The sequence below is a fragment of the Aminivibrio sp. genome (assembly GCF_016756745.1).
GTDB lineage: Bacteria > Synergistota > Synergistia > Synergistales > Aminobacteriaceae > Aminivibrio.
On sequence record NZ_JAESIH010000058.1, the window covers coordinates 1 to 16,896 of the forward strand.

The following is a 16,896-nucleotide window of genomic DNA, read 5'->3' on the forward strand; positions in this document are numbered from 1 at the left end:
GCCGGGTTCGCGGGAGGGCGGAAAAGCATCCTGCCCGGAGTGGCGGGCCGGGAAACCGTCATGACGAACCACCGTATGATGACAGCCCCGGGGGTGGGCATCGGCGTGGTGGACGGCAACGTCCTCAGCGAAGAGACGGTGGAGGCGGTGCGGGATTTCTGTCCGCTCCATTTCATCCTCAACTGTGTCTCCGACAGCTCGAAGCATATTGTCCGGGTGGTGGGGGGGCACTGGTACGACGCCTGGCGGGAGGGCATCGCCACCTTCCGGAAGTTCAACTTCGCCCCCATTTCGAAGAAGGCGGACGTGGTGTTCCTCTCCGCGGGGGGCTTTCCCAAGGACATAAACATGTACCAGGCCCACAAGGCCCTCTACATGGCCTCACGGGCGGTCCGTCCCGGGGGGACCCTGGTCTTTTTCGCCGAGCTGGCCGAAGGGTACGGCCACAAGGTCTTTGAGGAGTGGGCGAAGCGACGCCTGGGCATCGACGGGGCGATCGCGGCCTTCGAGGCGGATTTCCGGTTCGGCGCCCATAAGCTGTACTACTTGGCCAAGCTGGCGAAGGAATGCGTCATCCTGCTGTACTCCAGGTCCGGCAGGGAAGACAGCGAACTCATGTTCTGCGAGAAAGCGGAGTCCCTGGCGGACATCCTGCCCTCCCTGGCGGAGAAGTACGGCGAGAACTTTACGTCCTACGTGATCCCCCAGGGGGGCATCGTCCTGCCCATGGAGGATGCCTGACAGTTCCTTCTTTGCCCTTCATGGGGTACAATGAAGGGAAGCTCATTACAAGGATGCCTTTTCCGGGCGGACGACTTCCGAGATCCGCCCGCCCGGATGCTTCCGGAAATCCCAGGGGGGAAACTCCGTGCGACCCGTTCACATCATTTATGTCAGTGCCGGAAACGGCCACAGGATGGCGGCGAGAGCCATCCGGGAGTCCCTTGACCACCGGGGGGTGCCCAACGTGGTCATGGACCTTCTCGACTTCTCCAGCGACCTCTTCAAGTGGTCCTACAGCGACGTCTACGCCTTTGTAAGCGAACACTCCCATCTTGCCTGCCGCATCATGTACGACCTCACGGACAAAAACCGGGAGGAGAGCGCGGCCCTCAGGCTTTTCGAAAAGATCTCCACCGAGAACGTGAAGAAATTCATGCGCTATATCTCCGAGAATGAACCCCGCAAATGCATCTGCACCCATTATTTTCCCCTGAACGTCCTCTCCCGCATGAAGGCGGCGGGGATGTACAGCGGTGAATTGTATACGGTGATCACCGATTTCGGTCTCCGGCGGATGTGGGTGAAGGATCACGTGGACCGGTACTTTATCTCGGGCGACCGGGTTCTCCGGGGACTCCTGGCTCTCGGCGTCCCCAGGGAAAAGATCTCCGTGACGGGGATTCCTGTCTCCAGGAAATTCGCCTCCCTGAAACGGAAGGAACGGAACTTCTCGAAGAAACGCCTTTCGTTCCTCTTCATCGCCAGCAGCATCCCGAACATTCTCGCCCTCGACATCCTGGCGGCCCTTTCGAGGTCCGGCCATCCCATTGACGTGACCGTGGTCACGGGGCGGAACAAGGACCTCCTTGCGGACCTGGAGAACGTCACCGTCGGAGGGAGCCTCACGCTGAAGGTCCGGGACTTCGTGGACAACCTGGAAGCGCTCATGGTCCGAGCATCGGTGCTGATCACCAAGCCCGGCGGCCTGACGGTGAGCGAGGCCCTCTGTGCCGGAGTGCCCATGATCCTCGTCAATCCCATCCCGAAACAGGAAACCATTAATTCCGCCTACATCCAGGAGAAGGGGGCGGGCGTTCTCGCCAGGACGGCCGCTGACGTGGAGCGGTTTGTCGACCGCTTTTTCGCCGACCGGTCCATGCTCGCCGCCATGGAAAAGGCTGCTTATTCCATCGCTTTTCCCGGCGCCGCCGATGCGGTGGCGTCCCTGATCCTTGACAGGGAGGGGGAGGACGGGAAATGAAGAAAAAAGAGGGAACGGTTCCCCTGAAGGGAGATGATTTCGCCGGGAGGGTCGGGGAGCTCTTCGGCTGCGACGAAGGGACGGACAGAGTGCGGCGCGCCCTGCAGATCATTTCCACCGTGTTTTCCAGCACGGTGGAAGGAATCGTGGTTACCGATCCCAGGGGCATCATACGCATGGTGAACCCGGCTTTTTCCTCCATTACTGGGTACAGCGCCGACGAGGCGGCGGGACGAAATCCCCGGATACTCAAGTCGGACCGCCATCCGCCGGAGTTCTACGAGAGCTTCTGGAGAACGCTGATCAACGAGGGAAGATGGGAGGGAGAGATCTGGAACCGGAGGAAGAACGGCGAAGTCTACCCCGAGTGGCTTTGCTGCTCTGCCGTTTATGATGAAAACGGAGCCGTCACCGACTACATTTCCGTCTTCAACGACTTGTCTGAGGTTCACTTCAAGGATGCCCAGATTGAGCTCCGGTCAAACTTCGACCAGCTTACCGGCCTTGCGAGCAGGACCCTGTTCTACTCCCGCCTGGAAGCTGAGCTTAAGCGGCAGGGCCGCGACGGGAGGCGCCTTGCCCTCCTTGTGCTGGACATCAACCGCTTCAAGAACATCAACGATTCCCTCGGCCATTTCGCTGGAGACGGCGTACTGCAGCAGGTGGGCGCCAGGCTGTCCCGTCACCTCGGCGGAAGGGAGAGGGCGTCCCGGATCGGCGGCGACGACTTTCACATTCTCATCCCCGATGCCCGCTCGGTGGAGGAGATTGCCTCCGGAGCGGAGAAAATCCTCTCCCTGCTGAACGATCCCGTGGATGCGGCGGGAAACAGCCTCTTTCTCAGCGTCTCCCTCGGCATTGCCGTCTTTCCCGATGACGGCAGGACGGCGGAGGCCCTGCTCAAAAAAGCCGACATTGCCATGCACAAGGCCAAGGAGTTCGGCATAAGCAATTACCGGTTTTTCACCGACGAGCTTGGAGAGCAGGCCTCGTCCATACTTCTGCTGGAGAACTCCATGCGGCGGGGCCTTGAAAGAAGCGAATTCCGTCTTGTTTACCAGCCGAAATACGATCTCCGGGAGGACCGGGTGTCCGGTATGGAAGCCCTGCTCCGCTGGCATGCCCCGGACCGGGTGATCCCGCCCTGGGAATTCATCCCCCTCGCCGAGGAGACGGGGCTGATCCTGCCCCTGGGAGAGTGGGTCTTCCGGGAAGTCTGCCGCCAGGTTTCCCGGTGGACGGACGAGGGATATCCTCCTCGCGAAGTGGCGGTGAACTTCTCGGCCCGGCAGCTCCACCAGGACGGGCTTGTCTCCGTTCTGAAAGCGACCATGGAGGAGTTTTCCGTGCCTCCCTCCCGGATCGGCATCGAGATCACCGAGTCGGGGGTCATGGAGGACCTGGTGGACTCGGTGGACTCGGTGGCTATCCTCTCTCGGTTCAAGGACCTGGGGATGACGGTCTACATAGACGACTTCGGCACGGGCTACTCCTCCCTTAACTACCTCAAACGGCTGCCCATCGACGTGCTGAAGATCGACAAATCTTTCGTGGACGGAGTCCTGGCCGACAAGAACGATGCCGCCATCACCCGGGCGGTGATAGGCCTGGGCCGGTCCCTCGACATGGCCGTGGTGGCGGAAGGGGTGGAGACGAGGGAACAGCTCGATTTCCTCCGGCAGAACGGATGCGACGAAATCCAGGGATACCTGCTGAGCCCTCCCCTTCCGCCAGGGGAAACCCTCCGGTTCAGAAAAACGGGGCATACCCCTTTGTTTTCGGCATAGGTCGGGATATAATCACAGCGGAATGTTCCGGGTGACGCCTTCTCCCCGGGGCTATGGCAGCCGACAATGAAATCCAATGGTTTGTTTCGGGAAGGAGTTGGGTTATATGCAGCATATACGTTCCCTTTCCCTGTACGATCAGGGCGATCACCGGTTCATCATGCTCGGCTGGGAGGAGCAGGAAGAGGAGGTGGCCGTCCAGACGAACCAGTACGTCATCTCGTCCGGAGGTGAAGTGGTCCTTCTCGATCCGGGCGGAGCCCACGTCTTTCCCAGGGTTCTCGCCAACGTGGCGGAGCTGTTCGAACTCAGGAACATCAATCACATCTTCTATTCCCACCAGGATCCGGACGTATCCTCGGGGATCACCCTCTGGCTCTCCATGGCCGAGAAGGCCTCGGTCCACATTTCGGGGCTCTGGGTGCGCTTCCTCCCCCATTTCGGAATCTACGACGTGAAGCGTATCGCCCCCATTCCGGACAAGGGGGAGACCCTCACCCTCGCCAACGGGAAGAAACTGCTGGTCATCCCGTCCCATTTCCTCCATTCCACGGGATGCTTCTCCCTCTACGATCCTTCGTCGAAGATCCTCTTCAGCGGCGACATCGGTACGGCCATCTTCCCGAAGGGCGGCAGGTACCCGGTGGCCGAGGACCTTGACTCCCACCTGAAGTACATGGAGGGGTTCCACAAAAGGTACATGGCGTCCAACGCCGCCTGCCGCCGGTGGGTCAAAATGGTGTCCGCCCTCGACGTGGAGCATATCGCCCCCCAGCACGGAGCCTTCATCAAGGGACGGCAGAACGTGAAGAAGTTCCTTTCGTGGTTCGAGAATCTCACCTGTGGGGTGGACATTCTCGACGAAATTTACGGCCGCTGAAGGGCATCTTTCCCGGGAGGACGACGGAATGAACCGGAACTACTCGGAAATGATCCACAAGCTTGGCAGCGCCTATTTTGCCAACACGCTGATGAACTCCTTCATGGCCCAGCTCGACGAGGTGCTGGTACACCGCGTCCGCTCGGTGGAAGAGGAGATAGCGGAGACATCGGAGCGGTTTGTCCAGCTCAGCCGCATGCTCGGCGATCTTCAGGCGGAGTTTGACAGGAGCGGCCGGGAGACCAGGGAGACGGTGGAGGAGATCAACCGGATGAACGGCGACCTGTCGACGGAGCTTCGGCGCTCCGGCACCGACCTCGACGGTATGAGCGAGAACGTGTCCAGGACGGTGGACGCCACCACGGGCACCCTCGAATCCTTCTTGGAGATCGAGAAAATGTCGAAGGAGATCCAGCGGATCGCCAAGCAGACCAATCTCCTTGCGCTGAACGCCTCCATCGAGGCGGCCAGGGCGGGGGAACACGGAAGGGGTTTCGCCATCGTGGCGAAGAACGTCAAGGAGCTCGCCGCCGAGACCAAGGCCGCCTCCGAGTCCATCGGCGCCAAGGTGGGGGAGATCTCAGGATCGGTGGAGCGGGCCATGGAGGACATCCGGGGGATCAGCGACATGTTCGACATGATCCGCCGCTCCCTGTCCACCTTTACCCGGTTCCTCGACACAAACAAGGATTTCATGGAGAGAATGGAGCGGACTATGGCCGACGCGGGAGAGAAGGTCAACAGGAGTTCCGGTGAAATGGAGAGCTCCGTGGAGGTTCTGGGGGACGCCTCCAGAAAGTTCGGGTCCATGGCGGCCACCATTTCGGCCATCGTCCTTGCCCAGAAGAATCTCAAAAAAATAAGGCTCTGACATGGATTACCGGTCTTCGGAAGCGACGCGGAGCGCTGCACGGGAAACCGCCGAGGAAAAAGTGGTATATGTTCCCCTCGACGACCTTGCCCGTTACCGGGGAAAGGTCGCCGAGGACATCATCTCCGAGGAAGGGGCTCTGCTCCTGCCCCGGGGCAGCGACGTTCCGGTGATGCTGAAGACCATGCCCGGCATAACGAAGACGCTTCGGCAATGGAACAAGGAGTTCATCCCCGTCCAGGTTTCTTCCGGCATCACCGAGGAGGAGTTCGAGGCCACCCTCCGGGCCATCGAGCCGAAGACCCGCATGCTTGATCCGAGCCTGGCGATGAGGGCCATCGACCAGGTCGAGGAAGTATACTCCAGGATTTCGGAGGACGGCGTTTCCCGGGAGGGAATAGAAACTCTCGAGAAAGAGGCCGACAGGCTGGCCCGGGACGTGATGCTTTCCCCGCAGATTCTCCTGTGCCTCGGCAAGGTAAAGGATTCAGATGAGTACACCTTCATCCATTCCCTCAACGTGGCCCTTCTCTCGGGATATCTCGCCTCCGTCATCCATCCCGGGGACGAGGAGCTGGTGAAAACCGTGACCTTCGGCGGGTTGCTCCACGATCTGGGAAAGGCGAAAGTTCCCCGGGAGATACTGAACAAGCCGGGCCGGCTGACCACACAGGAGTTCGACATAATGAAGACCCACCCCATCCACGGGATGGTCGCTGCCGTGGCGTCGGGAGTGAGTGACCGGCGGATACTCTCGGTGGTGAGGAACCATCACGAGCGCTGGGGAGGGGACGGGTACCCCGACGGCCTGAGGGAGAACCGGATCTCCCTCCACGCCAGGATTGCCGCCGTGGCCGATGTCTTCGACGCCCTCACGGCCAAGCGGGTGTACAAGGACCCCATGAGGAGCAGGGAAGCGGTCTCCATGATCCTCGAATCATCCGGAAGCAGCTTTGACGGGGCCATCGTCCGGGCCCTGCTCGTCTCGGTGGGGCTCTATCCCGTGGGCACTGTGGTGGAGCTCTCAGACTACAGCGTGGGCGTGGTCACCGGGGTGCGGAACAAAGACCTGCTCCGCCCCCAGGTCTTCCTCTCGGTGGATCCCCGGGGACGGAGGCCGGAGGCGCCTACCATCATCGACCTTTCCCTCGGAACGGACCTTTTCATCCGGCGGTCCCTGGACGACATGGGAAAGGGCGTCGTCTACGGACGGGACGAATCCTGAGGCTCACCCCAGGGAATCCTCTATTTCCCCTATTTTTTCCTCGAAGCCGTAAATGGTGGGATCGATGTCGTCCACCACGGCGTTCAGCTCCTTCATGGACCGGAAGGCATAGCCTTTCGGCAGGCGGTTCGCGTACCGCTTCACCTTCAGCAGGGCCTGGAGGTAGTTCCGCTCGAAGGGAAGGATGATCTGGGCCGCCATGATGGCACCGGGGCTCGTCTCCGTAAAGAAGAGATACGCCATCTCGAGATTCTCCTCGATGTCCATTTCGTCGTACCAGAGAGCCGCCAGCAGTTTCCGGAACTTCTTCTTCTCGTGTCCCCCCACCATCTTTCGCACCGCCCGGTCGATCCTGTTCATCCCTGACCGCAGAATGTGCTCCATGAGATAGGGGTCTCCTTTCGGCCAGGAGAACTCCGCGATGTACTCCGCCTCCTCTTCGGGGAGGACCTGCTTCCGAAGCAGCCGCCCGAAGGAAGGCCGCAGGGAGACCGACGCCGGTTCAGGCGGGGCATCCACCAGCTCCCGGAAAATGTCCCCCGTTGAAAAGCCCCTTCTCTCGAAGGGAGAATTGAGGAGCCAGGTCACGTATCCGGGATCGAAGAGCCCCTTCCGTCCCGCCCTGCCTGCCATCTGGGAGAACTCGTTCTTCGAGATGGGCCTGTCGGAATGGTAGTGGACGAGCTGGGCGAAGACCACTGTTTCTGCCGGGAGATTCACTCCCAGGGCAAGGGCGTTGGTGCCGCACACCACGTCGAGGATCCGCTCCCTGAAAGCCCTTTCCACCAGCAGCTTTTCCTTGGGCAGCATCCCCCCGTGGTAGATGCCCACCCCCGTAAAAAGGGGCGGCTGGATCTTCGGCACCTCCAGGATGGACGCGATCTCCTGGAGGCGGTCCCTCTGTCCGGCCGAAATCTTTTTCCGGCTCCTGGCGGCCTGAAAGGCCAGTTCCACAGCCCCTTTCTGGGAGAACAGAAAAATCAGGGCATCCTTCAGCCTGTCGATCCTTGCAGGCTTGGCGGGTGTATAGATCAGTTCCGTCTCCCGCCGGGTGTTTTCGTGCAGGAAGAACGTCCTTCCCGTCACTCCGCCGAGGTACTCTGCCACGGAGGAGGCCCCCCCGAGGGTTGCCGACATGACGAGGACCGCTGTGGTGGGGTTCGTGTCCCGGATGCCGTCGATATAGGCCCGCGCGCGGTCGGGATCGTCAAAGATATAGTGGAATTCGTCCACGATAAGCTTCTGGCCCGGGACGAAGGCGTATTTCAGGGAATAGATCTCCTGGGTGCAGCAGATAATGGAGGCTCCTTCATTTTTCTTGAAGTCCCCCGTCTCGATTCCCACGTCGAACCCCATCTTCCTGAGGTCGAGGTACCGTTCGTTGCTCAGTGCCTTGATCGGGGCGGTGAAGATGATCCGTCCCCCTTCAGGGTAGACCGGAAATCCTTCCTCGTCGAGGATGCCCGCCCAGAGATAGGCAACGAGTGTTTTCCCCGACCCCGTAGGGGCGGAGAGCACGGCGTTCTTTCCTCGGATGGCCCGGTAGGCCCTGAGCTGCCACGGATAGTATGAAAAAGTGTCCAGGGGATGTCTCCTTCCGCCCGGGGAAACGGGCCTGGGTTTTTTCATTTCTCATGGTACCACAAAACGGGGAGGGAAAAACATGATAAGATACTGCAAAGAGAAGAAGGAGGTGTTCCTTTGGCCGAGTTTCGGGTAGCGGCAGGAGAAACTGAGGCACGGGATGGAGAAGTGCTGGTATACAGGCTCGAAGCGCGGAAGCCCTGTGTTTCCCGGCGAAAGGAGGACGCCTTCCTGTTGAAGACCGGCGACGAGGTGACCCAGGCAGCGGCCGAAGCGGGGCTTCCCTTTGAGGCGGTAACGGCTTTCCTGAAGAAGGCCGGGAATGTTACCGCCGTGCCGGTCAGTCTGTACGGGCCTCGGCGGGAGAACCGGCAGGACGAAGGAAGAAGAGTGCTGACCGGCTCCGACAAGGGCGGGAAAGGAGGATCCCTCATGGAGGAAGAGAAAATCCAGTTCGAGGAAGCGAAGCTCATAGCCGAAGAGATCGCGAAACGGAACATGGACTATCTGCCCGACGAAGAAGAGGAGATCGTAACCCCCGACGAGCTGGAAAACTTGATGAAGGGTGAATGAGAAGACGGTTTCCTCCTGTCGTCGCAGGGGGGAGTGTCCGCCTGCTCTGCGGTTCGCCTGGTGTGTAGACGAAACGAAACGATGAAGGGGCAGGGGATGTTGTTGTGACGTGGGGCAGTGCGTTTCAGATAATCGGCGGAGTGGGGCTTTTCCTGTACGGAATCAAGCAGATGAGCGAGGCGCTCCAGTACATCGCGGGCGACAGGATGCGGCAGCTCATAGGATCTCTCACGAAGACCCCCATCCGGGGTGTCTTCATCGGTGCTCTTGTGGCCATGCTCATCCAGAGCAGCAGCGGTACAACGGTCATGACCGTGAGTTTCGTCCATGCGGGGCTCATGACCCTGAAGCAGGCAGTAGGGGTGATCATGGGCGCCAACATCGGAACCACGGTGATCGCCCAGATCGTGGCCTTCAAGATCAAGGACTTCTCCCTTCCCATCCTGGGTATCGGAGTGCTCCTCGTCCTCTTCGGGAGGACCAAGCGGCAGAAATACATCGGTAACGGCCTGGTGGGCTTCGGCCTTCTCTTCCTGGGCATGCAGACCATGGAAGCCTCCATGGTCTTTCTCAGGGACAGGAAGGATCTTTTCCTGGCCTTCAGCTCCAGCCCGCTGCTCGGCGTGTTCGTCGGAACGGCGGTCACCATGGTGGTCCAGGCAAGCTCGGCCACGATAGGTCTCACCATGGCCATGGCTGCCCAGGGCCTTCTCACCCTCGACTCCGCCATCCCGATCCTGCTCGGTGACAACATAGGAACCACCATCACGGCGGTCATCGCCTCCATGGGGGCCAACCGGTCGGCGAAACAGGCGGCAGCGGCCCACGTACTTTTCAATGTCATCGGCGCCTGCATCTTCCTCGCCGCCCTTCCCCTCTACAAGCAGGTCATCGTCTCCACCTCGGGGGACATCAGCAGGCAGCTCGCCAACGCCCACACCATATTCAACGTGGCCAACACGGTAATGTTCCTGCCCTTTGTCTCCGTCCTCGTCTGGGTCATCCGGCACCTGGTCCCCGACAGGGGAGAGTCCTCGGCGGCCGGGCCCATGTACCTGGACATGAAGCTCATCGACGCATCCCCCGCCGCTGCGGTGGACGCGGTGAAGAAAGAGATCCTCCACATGGGCTCCCTGGCGGCGTCCATGCTCCGGGACGTGCGCCGGGCCTTCGAGGAAAACGACCCGAAGATGATCGACGAAGTGAACCAGACGGAGAAGGGCGTGAACGAAATCAACAGGGCCATCACCGCCTACGCCTCGGAAATCTGGCAGAAGGGCCTTTCCAGCGACCTGTCCACGGTGCTCGGCTCCTATATCAACGGTGCGGGGGACATCGAGAGGATAGGCGATCATGCCACGAACCTCATCGAGCTGTACGAGTACAAGATCGACCACGGTGTTGAGTTTTCCTCCCTTGCCATGGAGGAGTTCCGGGATATGTTCGACAGCGTGGAGGATGCGGTCCGCCTGAGCCTCGAGTCTCTCGACGAAGAGGACGTGGCCAAGGCGAAGGAAGTGGACCGGCTCGAGGACGAAGTGGACCGGAAAGAAAAGTTCCTGAGGAAAAACCACATCACCCGGCTCAACAGGGGAGAATGCACCCCCCAGGGAGGCGTTATCTTCATCGACATTCTCAGCAACCTGGAGAGAGTCTGTGACCATGCCCACAACCTTTCCTTCATCGCCATGGACATTTCGAAACTTCACCGGTGACGATGGAACGGGGCATAAGGAAGGCGGCGAAAAAGAGACCGGCCGAATGAACAAAGAAAACTCCCAGTATCTCAGGATGATTCAGATGCCCATCGGCAGCCTCATCGTATCTCTGGCCGTCCCGACGATAATCAGCATGCTGGTGACGGCAATTTACAACATCGGGGATACCTTTTTCGTCTCGAAGCTCGGCACCAGCGCTTCGGGCGCTGTTGGAATCGTCTTTTCCCTGATGGCGATTATCCAGGCTGTGGGGTTTACCATCGGCATGGGGTCCGGAGCGCAGATCTCCCGGCTGCTGGGTGCGCAGAAAACGGAAGAGGCCGACAGGATCGCGGCAAGCGGTCTTCTAGCGGCGGTCTCCTTCGGGACGCTGCTCTCCTTTTTCGGCCTGCTCTTTCTTGACGGCCTCATGCGCTTCCTCGGCGCCACGGAGACCATCCTGCCCTACGCAAAAGATTATGCGGGCTATATTCTGTATGCGGCGCCGGTCATGGCGTCGTCCTTCCTGCTGAACAACATCCTCCGGGCCGAAGGAAAGGCCCGGTTCGCCATGGTGGGGCTGACGACCGGGGGACTTCTCAACCTGCTGCTTGATCCGCTGTTCATCTTCGGCTTCGAAATGGGCATCGCCGGGGCCGCCGTGGCCACGGCACTCAGCCAGTGCGTCAGCTTCTGTATCCTGCTCTCATGGTTTCTCCGGGGCAAGACCATCGTACGGCTGGGAGCGGCGGGAATATCAAAACGCACCGGGACCTATCTCAGCATCCTCAAAAACGGCCTCCCCTCCTTCTGCAGGCAGGCTCTCGCCGCCACAGCCACGATTGCCCTCAACGTCAGCGCCGCTCAGTACGGCGACGCCCCCGTGGCGGCCATGTCCATCGTCGGCAGGCTCTTTATGTTCGCTTTCGCGGTCAACCTAGGCATCGGGCAGGGGTACATGCCGGTCGCCGGTTACAACTACGGTGCGGGACGCTTCGACAGGGTCCGGAAAGCGTTTTTTTTCACCCTGAAAGTCACGGTCATCCTGATGGCCATTTCCGGGACCGCCGGCTTCGTGGCGGCTCCGTTCCTGATCAGGCTCTTTATCAGGAACGATGTCGAGGTGGTGCGGATAGGCACGGGAGCCCTGCGGGCCATGTGCCTCGCCATGCCGCTGGTGCCGCTGGGAGTGGTCTGCACCATGACATTCCAGTCCATCGGCAGGTCCTGGACAGCCACAGCGCTCTCCCTGGCCAGGCAGGGAATCTTCTTTCTGCCGTTGATCCTGGTTCTTCCGAGAGTTTTAGGGATAACAGGAGTCCAGATCACCCAGCCCCTCGCCGACGGATTGACCTTCCTGAGCTGCCTGCCCCTCGCATTCTCCTTTTTCAGGGATCTCGAGGCCCGTTTGAATGCCGGGTAACGGGGACTGCTCACAGGAGTGTTTTATGCCCGGCGGAATGAATTTTCATCCTTGACTTTTTCATTTTCTCCGCTATGTTGGGGAAAACGTTTAATGAACGGATGCATTTTTTAACCATGGAATGACGAGGGAGGGACTACCCGTGAAAGAAAAGGAGAAAGACGACGTACGCTGTATCCTGCTGAAGCCGGAGGATACCGTGGCGGTGCTTCCGGAAGGGGGAAAGTCCGGACAAAGTCTTTCAGGAACCGGCGTGGTGCTGCGGGAGGATGTTCCCGCGGGGCACAAGGTAGCCCTGCGGGGCATTCCCCGGGGTGAACCGGTGATCAAGTACGGACATCCCATGGGCCGGGCTTCCAGAGATATCGTCCCCGGCGAGAAGGTCCACGTGCACAACGTGGAGTCCGCTCTCCGGGTTGAATGGAGCATGACCTGGACCCCTTCGGAGGCCGCTTTCCGGGAACCTTCGGGCCCGGTGCCCACGTTTGCCGGATATGCCAGGGAACAGGGGGCGCCGGGAATCCGGAACGAACTGTGGATCATCCCCATCGTGGGATGCGTCAACGAATACCTGAAATTCCTGGCCGACAGCTACACTCCGCCGCCGTGGATAGAGAAAGTCCGGGTGCTCTCCCACCCCTACGGCTGTTCCCAGCTCGGCGAGGACCTGGACAGGACAGCGGCGGTCCTCGAGGGTCTCGCGAGGAACCCCTGCGCCGCGGGCGTCGTGGTGGCGGGTCTCGGCTGCGAGAACCTCCAGAGGGTTTTCATGGAGACGCGGCTTTCAGACCTGCGAAAAGCCCGTTTTTTCTCCCTCCAGGAGGTGGACGACGACCGGCTGCACCTCTACAGTTTCCTCGACGAGCTGGCGGAGGCGGCTCCCCGGAAGAGAAGGGAGTTTCCCCTTTCGGAAGTGACCGTCGGGGTGAAATGCGGCGGCAGCGACGGCTTCTCCGGGCTTTCGGCCAACCCCCTGGTGGGAGAGGCGGCGGACATGCTCTGCGCCTGGGGAGGAAGAGTCCTGGCCACGGAGATTCCCGAAATGTTCGGCGCCGAGGACGTTATTGCCTCCCGAATCTCCGACGGGGAGGTCTTCAAGGCCTTCGCCGGCACCATCAAGTGGTTTCGGGACTACTATGACGCCCACAACCAGCCGGTGTACGAAAACCCGTCGCCGGGAAACAAGGACGGCGGCATCACCACGCTGGAGGAAAAATCCCTCGGGGCGGTGAATAAGTGCGGTACCGCTCCAGTGACCGATGTGCTCCCCATGGGCGCCCAGGCATCCCGGAGGGGTGTCTCCGTGGTCTTCGGCCCCGGGAACGACCTCATCTCCGCCACCGTCATGGCAGCGAGCGGCGCCCAGGTCATCTTCTTCACCACGGGGCGCGGAACCCCCTATTCCACGGTGGTTCCCACCATAAAAATCTCTTCCAACACGGCCCTGTACAACCGGAAGCGGGGATGGATCGATTTCGACGCCGGCCCCCTGCTCTCCGGGGCCGACAGGAAGGAGACCGCCGCCCGGCTGATTTCACTGCTTGCTGAGACCGCCTCGGGCCGTCTCACGAGGAACGAGGAGAACCGGACAGGGGAGATCGCCATCTTCAAAGACGGCGTTACCCTCTAGGACCGAGAAGAAAGGAGAATAACCATGAACTATACGGTACTTCAGTTCGGTGAAGGAAACTTCATCCGGGCGTTTTTCGACTGGATGTTGCAGAAAATAGAGGACGCCACGGGGGATAAACATAAAGTCTTCCTGGTGCAGCCCATCGACAGGGGCCGCGTGGAAGAGATCGTGGCCGCCGGGGAGTACCATGTCCTCCTCAGGGGGTATCAGGAGGGGAAATACCAGGAAATTCTCGACCTGGTCCGGGTGGTGGCCGGAGGCTGCAACCCCTTCACTTCCGCAGGGCTGAAAGCCATGTTCGAGGCCGCCATGTCACCGGACCTCATGGTGGTGACGTCCAACACCACGGAAGCGGGTATCTTTTTCGAGGAAAAAGAAACGCCCCACAATTATCCCTCCCTCCTGGCGGCCGCCCTCGAAAAGCGTGCCGGGGCAGGGCTGCCTCCCCTCTCCATCATTCCCCTGGAACTGATAGAGAACAACGGTGCCGTCCTGAAGGACTGCCTGGAGAAATACGGCAGGCTGTGGAACTACGGCCCCGCCTACTTCAGGTATCTCGAGGAGTGCGCCTTCTACGACACCCTGGTGGACCGGATCGTCACGGGATTCCCCGCAAAGGAGTCCGCCGAGATCTTCCGGAAGATCGGCCGCGAGGACAGGAACGTCACTGCCGGGGAACTCTTCCATCTCTTCGTCCTCCAGGGAGATAAATCCATCCTGGACATCCTTCCCTTCCACAAGGCCGGGCTGAACGCCGTGATCACCGGGGACAGGCTCTCCTTCTACCGGGACAGGAAAGTCAGGGTGCTCAACGGGGTCCACACGGCTTCCGTCCCGGTGGCCCTGCTCGCCGGCGTGGAATACGTGAAGGATTTCGTGGAGGACGAGCGTTTCGCTCCAAGGCTGAGGAGCCTGGTCCACGATGAAATCGTCCCGGCCTTTTCCGACGACCCCGAGGCGCACCAGTACGGGAATGACGTCCTCGAACGGTTCAGAAACCCCGCCCTCGAGCACTCCTTCCGGTCCATCGCCCTCAATTCGGTGGCCAAGTCGAACACGAGGCTCCGCCCCACCCTGGAGGGGTATTTCGAGAAATTCGGCGAGCTGCCTCCCGTCCTGACGGAATGCATTGCGGCCATGACGGAGCTCTATGACTGTGACGGCGTGAAGGAACTTCCCGGAGGACCCCTGGAGCTTTCCGACTACCGGCAGCTTCGGGGCCGGAGCCTCGAGGAAATGACGGACAGCTTTTTCCCCGGTCTGTCCCCGGATCTCAGGTCGGCTCTTCTTTCCCGGCTCGGCGAGCTGCGGAGGGGCAAATAGTTCCGGTTCCGAATCCTTCTATAAACTCAGCCCGGCCCTTCCGTTGGAGGAAGGCCGGGCTGAGTTTATTTTCCGTTTCCTTGCCTATTTCCCCATGACCAGCTCGGGAACGAAGAGGACCACTTGGGGGACGAAAGTAATGAGCAGCAGCACCGTCACCATGGCCGCATAGAAGGGAAGCATGGCCCGAGTGGCCTTTTCGATGGGGATTTCCCCCACGGCGCACCCGACGAAGAGGGCCGAGCCCACAGGAGGCGTGCAGAGCCCGATGCCGAGGTTGAGCATCATCATGATGCCGAACTGGACGGGGTGCATCCCCAGGGTTCCCACCACCACGGGGAGGAGAATGGGGGTGGTGATGAGGATCAGGGGGGCCATGTCCATGATGCAGCCCAGCCCCAAGAGGAGCAGGTTGACGAGGAGCAGCAGGAGAACCGGGTTGTCGGTGATGGAGAGCAGAGCGCTCGTGGCGAGGGCCGGGATCTTCAGGTAGGACATGAGCCACCCGAAGGCCTTCGCCGCTGCGATGAGGCTCATCACCATGGCCAGGGTCTTGAGAGAGGAGTAGAGGATTTTGTTCATCCGCGACAGGGGGATTTCCCTGTAGACGAAGAAGGTGACGAAGAAGGCGTAGACGCAGGCCACCGCCGCCGACTCCGTGGCCGTGAAGATCCCGGAGATGACGCCCCCGATGATGATGACGGCGGTGAATATTCCGAGGACCGCCTCCCTGGAGATCCGCAGTGCCTCCCTCCAGGTGTAGGGTTTTTCCTTGGGGTAGCCCCGCTTCACGGCGATGATGTAGCTGATGATCATGAGGGCGATGCCGAGGATGACTCCCGGGACGAAACCGCCGAGGAAGAGGCGCCCGACGGAAACGCCCCCCGCCGCGAGGGAATAGATGATCATGTTGTGGCTCGGGGGAATGATGATGCCCTGGCAGGCACTGGTGACGGTGACCGCCACGGAGTAGTCGGCGTCGTACCCTTCCTTCTTCATCATGGGGATGAGGATGGTGCCGATGGAGGAAACGTCCGCCACCGCGGAACCGGAAATGCCGCCGAAGAACATGCTCGCCAGCACGTTCACCTGGGCGAGGCCTCCCCGGATCCTCCCCACAAGGATGTTGGAGAAGGCGATGAGCCGCCGGGAAATTCCCCCCTCGCCCATCATTTCTCCGGCGATGATGAAGAACGGTATGGCGAGGAGCGAAAAGGAGTTCACCCCTTGGACCATCTGCTGCATAACGGCCATGAGGGGAATCTTCAGGTACATGGCGGTGATGATGGATGAAACCGCCAGGGAAAAGGTGATGGGCACCTTGAGGACCAGGAACACTCCGAAAGAGCCGAGGAGCAGCCAAGAGGCGATCGTCGTATCAGGCATCGGAGGAGCACCTCTCTCCCGAGAGTTTTTCGTCCGTGTCGGTATCTCCCTTGTCGAGGCCGAGCAGGTTCATGAAACCCTCGTAGAACACCAGGATGCCCGAGAGCACCAGGGGAAAGTACATCACCGAGGCCGGCATTTCTGTGGCTGGGAGGATGGACCTGCTCGTGAACCGGACGAGGATCCATCCATAGCGGATCATGATGAAGCCGAGAAAGAGGGTGACGGTGTCCGTGAGCTTCGCCAGAACGAAGTCCGCCCGGGGGGAAATTCGCTCCGGAAGAAGGCAGAGGCTGATATGAAGACGGTGTTTCACTCCGAGGGCAAGGGAGATGAAGGTGAACCAGACCACGATGACGAGGGAAACCTCCTCGGACCACGGAATGCCTGAGTTCAGCGCGTATCTCATGAAAACGTTGGAAAAGATGAGAACCACCATGGCCGGGAGAAGTAGTTTTGCGAAGGCCACGAGGGCGAGATGAATGAATCTGAAGGTGCCGGTGAGCAGTTTCAAGGCCATTCCCCCCCGG

14 protein-coding genes are annotated in these 16,896 nt (G+C 60.4%); 11 read left to right on the forward strand and 3 right to left on the reverse strand.

Features of this window, described 5'->3' with window-relative positions:
• From JMJ95_RS09375 to JMJ95_RS09400, 6 genes are all read left to right on the forward strand, one after another.
• On the forward strand, positions 1 to 741 hold a 741-nt coding region (locus tag JMJ95_RS09375; protein WP_290684782.1), incomplete at its 5' end, for a lactate racemase domain-containing protein.
• 127 nt (positions 742 to 868) lie between these two features.
• Positions 869 to 1,984 (forward strand): glycosyltransferase, encoded by a 1,116-nt coding sequence (locus JMJ95_RS09380; protein ID WP_290684784.1) that lies wholly within the window; start codon positions 869 to 871, stop codon positions 1,982 to 1,984.
• The gene (locus JMJ95_RS09385) at positions 1,981 to 3,771 is read left to right on the forward strand and encodes an EAL domain-containing protein (protein ID WP_290684785.1); all 1,791 of its coding nucleotides are present in this window, start codon (positions 1,981 to 1,983) and stop codon (positions 3,769 to 3,771) included. Before JMJ95_RS09380 ends, JMJ95_RS09385 begins: the two co-directional genes overlap by 4 nt.
• Positions 3,772 to 3,877: 106 nt before the next feature.
• Positions 3,878 to 4,651, forward strand: coding sequence for an MBL fold metallo-hydrolase (locus tag JMJ95_RS09390; RefSeq protein ID WP_290684786.1), 774 nt, complete (start codon positions 3,878 to 3,880; stop codon positions 4,649 to 4,651).
• Between the two features lie 28 nt (positions 4,652 to 4,679).
• Positions 4,680 to 5,522: a methyl-accepting chemotaxis protein gene (locus tag JMJ95_RS09395; protein ID WP_290684787.1), complete on the forward strand. Its 843-nt coding sequence runs from the start codon at positions 4,680 to 4,682 to the stop codon at positions 5,520 to 5,522.
• A 1-nt stretch (position 5,523) separates the two neighbouring features.
• Positions 5,524 to 6,747 (forward strand): HD-GYP domain-containing protein, encoded by a 1,224-nt coding sequence (locus JMJ95_RS09400; protein ID WP_290684788.1) that lies wholly within the window; start codon positions 5,524 to 5,526, stop codon positions 6,745 to 6,747.
• A gap of 3 nt (positions 6,748 to 6,750) precedes the next feature.
• Here the strand turns inward: JMJ95_RS09400 and JMJ95_RS09405 are convergent, their stop codons facing one another.
• On the reverse strand, positions 6,751 to 8,376 hold the full coding sequence (locus JMJ95_RS09405; protein ID WP_290684790.1) for a DEAD/DEAH box helicase: 1,626 nt from the start codon (positions 8,374 to 8,376) through the stop codon (positions 6,751 to 6,753).
• 72 nt (positions 8,377 to 8,448) lie between these two features.
• On the opposite strand from JMJ95_RS09405, the gene JMJ95_RS09410 reads away from it, so the two are divergent.
• The 5 genes from JMJ95_RS09410 to JMJ95_RS09430 all read left to right on the forward strand — a co-directional run bounded on the left by JMJ95_RS09410 (position 8,449) and on the right by JMJ95_RS09430 (position 14,980).
• A complete protein-coding gene (locus JMJ95_RS09410; protein ID WP_290684792.1) occupies positions 8,449 to 8,904 on the forward strand; it encodes a hypothetical protein in 456 nt (151 codons plus the stop codon).
• A gap of 104 nt (positions 8,905 to 9,008) precedes the next feature.
• Positions 9,009 to 10,619, forward strand: a complete 1,611-nt coding sequence (locus JMJ95_RS09415; RefSeq protein ID WP_290684794.1) for a Na/Pi cotransporter family protein — start codon at positions 9,009 to 9,011, stop codon at positions 10,617 to 10,619.
• A 46-nt stretch (positions 10,620 to 10,665) separates the two neighbouring features.
• The gene (locus JMJ95_RS09420) at positions 10,666 to 12,024 is read left to right on the forward strand and encodes an MATE family efflux transporter (RefSeq protein ID WP_290684796.1); all 1,359 of its coding nucleotides are present in this window, start codon (positions 10,666 to 10,668) and stop codon (positions 12,022 to 12,024) included.
• Positions 12,025 to 12,166: 142 nt separating this feature from the next.
• Positions 12,167 to 13,654 (forward strand): UxaA family hydrolase, encoded by a 1,488-nt coding sequence (locus JMJ95_RS09425; RefSeq protein ID WP_290684797.1) that lies wholly within the window; start codon positions 12,167 to 12,169, stop codon positions 13,652 to 13,654.
• Between the two features lie 24 nt (positions 13,655 to 13,678).
• A complete protein-coding gene (locus tag JMJ95_RS09430; RefSeq protein ID WP_290684798.1) occupies positions 13,679 to 14,980 on the forward strand; it encodes a hypothetical protein in 1,302 nt (433 codons plus the stop codon).
• Positions 14,981 to 15,064: 84 nt separating this feature from the next.
• Here JMJ95_RS09430 and JMJ95_RS09435 read toward each other — a convergent pair whose 3' ends face one another.
• Both JMJ95_RS09435 and JMJ95_RS09440 read right to left on the reverse strand, forming a co-directional pair.
• On the reverse strand, positions 15,065 to 16,366 hold the full coding sequence (locus JMJ95_RS09435) for a TRAP transporter large permease (RefSeq protein ID WP_290684800.1): 1,302 nt from the start codon (positions 16,364 to 16,366) through the stop codon (positions 15,065 to 15,067).
• Positions 16,359 to 16,886 carry a TRAP transporter small permease gene (locus JMJ95_RS09440; RefSeq protein ID WP_290684802.1) on the reverse strand — a complete coding sequence of 176 codons (528 nt, stop codon included), beginning with the start codon at positions 16,884 to 16,886 and terminating at the stop codon, positions 16,359 to 16,361. Before JMJ95_RS09440 ends, JMJ95_RS09435 begins: the two co-directional genes overlap by 8 nt.
• Positions 16,887 to 16,896: the final 10 nt, after the last annotated feature.

Excerpts from the sequence above, each read along its gene's own strand:
- JMJ95_RS09395 (WP_290684787.1), top strand. The coding sequence starts at position 4,680 with ATGAACCGGAACTACTCGGAAATGATCCACAAGCTTGGCAGCGCCTAT.
- JMJ95_RS09435 (WP_290684800.1), bottom strand. The coding sequence starts at position 16,366 with ATGCCTGATACGACGATCGCCTCTTGGCTGCTCCTCGGCTCTTTCGGA.
- JMJ95_RS09440 (WP_290684802.1), bottom strand. The coding sequence starts at position 16,886 with ATGGCCTTGAAACTGCTCACCGGCACCTTCAGATTCATTCATCTCGCC.
- JMJ95_RS09385 (WP_290684785.1), top strand. The coding sequence starts at position 1,981 with ATGAAGAAAAAAGAGGGAACGGTTCCCCTGAAGGGAGATGATTTCGCC.
- JMJ95_RS09400 (WP_290684788.1), top strand. The coding sequence starts at position 5,524 with ATGGATTACCGGTCTTCGGAAGCGACGCGGAGCGCTGCACGGGAAACC.
- JMJ95_RS09420 (WP_290684796.1), top strand. The coding sequence starts at position 10,666 with ATGAACAAAGAAAACTCCCAGTATCTCAGGATGATTCAGATGCCCATC.
- JMJ95_RS09430 (WP_290684798.1), top strand. The coding sequence starts at position 13,679 with ATGAACTATACGGTACTTCAGTTCGGTGAAGGAAACTTCATCCGGGCG.
- JMJ95_RS09405 (WP_290684790.1), bottom strand. The coding sequence starts at position 8,376 with ATGAAAAAACCCAGGCCCGTTTCCCCGGGCGGAAGGAGACATCCCCTG.
- JMJ95_RS09390 (WP_290684786.1), top strand. The coding sequence starts at position 3,878 with ATGCAGCATATACGTTCCCTTTCCCTGTACGATCAGGGCGATCACCGG.